The following is a 2822-nucleotide window of genomic DNA, read 5'->3' as shown; positions in this document are numbered from 1 at the left end:
GAATCTTCCTTGGATGCTTTTCTCAAGCCCTTCCCTGTCCCTGCCGTTTATAGCGGCCGGCACAACCCCGTCCCTGTACTTCTCTATCATCGATACGGTCCTCGAGAGCAGGTTCCCGAGGTCGTTGGCGAGGTCTCCGTTTATGCGGCCTTTTAAGGCGGTTATCGAGAAGTCGCCGTCCTTGCCAAAAGGCACCTCGCTCAGGAGGAAGTAGCGGAACTGGTCCACGCCGTAGGTATCGACCACCTCGAAGGGGTCCACGACGTTGCCGACCGACTTGCTCATCTTCCTGCCCTCGACGGTCCACCAGCCGTGGGCAAAGACCTTCTTCGGCGGCTCCAGCCCGGCGCTCATGAGGAAGGCGGGCCAGAAGACCGAGTGGAACCTGAGGATGTCCTTCCCTATAAGGTGCAGGTCCGCGGGCCAGAATTTTTTGTGCCCTTCCTCCGGATAGCCCGTTGCCGCGAGGTAGTTGGTCAACGCCTCGAACCAGACGTACATGATGTGATCTGGGTCGCCAGGCACCGGTACGCCCCATGAGAAGGTCGTCCTGCTGACGCTTATGTCCCTGAGCCCCTGCTTTATAAAGCTCTTTATCTCGTTCTTCTTCGTCTCCGGCCCTATGAACTCCGGGTTATCCTCGATATGCTTCAAGAGCCTGTCGCCGTACTCCGAGAGCTTGAAGAAGTAGCTCGGCTCGCTCAGCCTCTCGACCGGCCTCGCGCAGTCCGGGCAGTTGCCGCCCGCGAGCTGCGAATCGGTAAGGAAGTTCTCGCACGGGGTGCAGTACCAGCCCTCGTACTCGCCGAGGTAGATGTCGCCGTTTTTCCTGACCTCCTCCCAGAGGCTCGCTGCCGCTTTTTTATGCCTGTCTTCGGTGGTGCGGATGAAGTCGTCGTTGGAAATGTCGAGCTTCTTCCACAGGTCCTTGAAGTGCACGACGACCCTGTCGGCAAGCTCCCTGGGGGTTACCCCGGCCTCGGCGGCGGCCTTTTCGACCTTCTGGCCGTGCTCGTCGGTGCCGGTCAGGAAAAGTACGTCGAAGCCCTTGAGCCTCTTGTACCTAGCCATACAGTCGGCAGCCACCGTCGTGTAGGCGTGGCCTATGTGCGGGGTGTCGTTTACGTAGTAGATGGGTGTCGTTACGTAGAAAGTTTTCGTCATTCGATGCTCCGCCCCCGCGCCTTAGTGAGCGCCGTGCCCCCCGTGCCCCCCGCAGCCACTGCCGCATCCGTGGCCGTGGCCTCCGCTTTTCCGGCCGCCGTGCCCGCCTTTCCGGCCGCCTTTCCGGCCGCCGTCGTACTCGAAGCTAAGGCAGCACATGAGCCTTCCGCAGACCCCGGAAACCTTGGCGGGGTTAAGCGCGACGTTCTGTTCCTTGGCCATCTTAACGGTCACCGGCTCGAAGTCCATCAGGAAGCTCGTGCAGCAGAGCTCCCTCCCGCACGGGCCCAGCCCCCCGATGGTCTTTGCCTCGTCCCTGACCCCTATCTGGCGCATCTCCACGCGTGTATAGAACTTGCCGGCCAGGTCCTTCACGAGTTCCCTGAAGTCCACCCTCGTGTCCGAGGTGAAGTAGAATATGGCTTTGCTCGAATCGAAGAGGTACTCGACCCGCACCAGCTTCATCGGGAGCGAGTACTGCTTGATCTTTTCCCTGCATATACGGAAGGCCTCTTCCTCGCGCTCGACGTTGTATTGCTGCCTTTCCATGTCCACGTCGTCGGCCTTGCGTATGATGTTCTTCAGCTTGTACTGGAGCCTCGCCTCGTCCTTCTCCACCGGGCCGTAGGCCACCAGTCCCATGCCTATACCCTTCTCGACCTCCACTATGACGTTATCGCCCGTTTTTACCTCAACGCCGTTGGAGTTGAAGTCGTATATCTTGCACGCCTTTTTGAACCTTATGCCTACGATGTCGGTCATGACATATCACCTCATTACTCTAAGCCGCGCGCGCACCGGCAAGACGCAAGAGCATCGTCTCTACGGTAAGCAGCTTGTTGGCGTAGCGCGGCGGGGTTATGTTCATCCGGGCCTCCTCGGCAAAGGCGAAGGAGCCGGGGCCTTCGCCCGGCCCGAGCTCCGCCCCGAGCTCCGCATCGAGGAGGGCGGCCATGTCGCTGTTTACGGCGAGGTGTCCCGCCCCTTCGGCCGTGACCGCGCGGTCACGGAACCAGGTCTTAAGAAACTCTATAGTCTCCAGGAGGTCCTCCTCCTTAGAAAGCTCCGAGGCCATATCGAGTATCTCGTCGACGTCGGCCGGCGTAAGCGCAAGGAGCCTCTTGACGAGCCCGGCCCTTCTCTGCCTGAAGCCGGTCTCGACGACCTTCAATGCCTTTGATATGCTCCCCCCGCTGAGCCTCGCCGCCCAGGCGGCCTCCTCCCGACTGAGCCCCTCTTCTCGGGCGAGCAGGCCGGAGATGACGTCCTCGGCCAGCGGCCGGAAGTTTATCCTCTGGCACCTGGAAAGAACGGTCGGCAGGAGATCGGAGGGGCGGGAGGAAAGGAGTATTATAATCGAAGAGGCGGGCGGTTCCTCGAGGGTCTTCAGGAAAGCGTTGGCGGCCTGCGTGAGCATCGTCTCCGCCCCGGCCACCACGACGACCCTCCTGCCGCTCTCTATCCTGTACTTAAGGCGGCCCTGAAGCTCCCTTATCCGGTCTATCTTTATTACGCCCTTTTCGTCCGGCGCCAGATTGAGGAGGTTTAAGTGCGCCCCGTCGTCCATCCGCCTGCAGGAGGCGCACTCGCCGCACGCATCGTTTCTGCCCGGTCTGTCCGGTATGCCCGGTCTGTCCTGGCCCCCCCCCCCCCCCCCC

The 2822-nt window shown here is 61.1% G+C and carries 3 protein-coding genes; all 3 read right to left on the bottom strand.

Going from position 1 to position 2822, the window contains the following annotated elements:
* On the bottom strand, window positions 1-1164 hold a 1164-nt coding region (gene metG / locus V3W31_07795; GenBank protein MEE9614831.1), incomplete at its 3' end, for a methionine--tRNA ligase.
* Window positions 1165-1185: 21 nt separating this feature from the next.
* A complete protein-coding gene (locus V3W31_07790) occupies window positions 1186-1926 on the bottom strand; it encodes a stage 0 sporulation family protein (protein MEE9614830.1) in 741 nt (246 codons plus the stop codon).
* A gap of 19 nt (window positions 1927-1945) precedes the next feature.
* On the bottom strand, window positions 1946-2822 hold an 877-nt coding region (locus V3W31_07785; GenBank protein ID MEE9614829.1), incomplete at its 5' end, for a hypothetical protein.

Source organism: Thermodesulfobacteriota bacterium (assembly GCA_036482575.1).
In the GTDB taxonomy this organism is placed as follows: Bacteria; Desulfobacterota; GWC2-55-46; order GWC2-55-46; family JAUVFY01; genus JAZGJJ01.
This window is presented reverse-complemented; position numbering and strand designations above follow the sequence as displayed.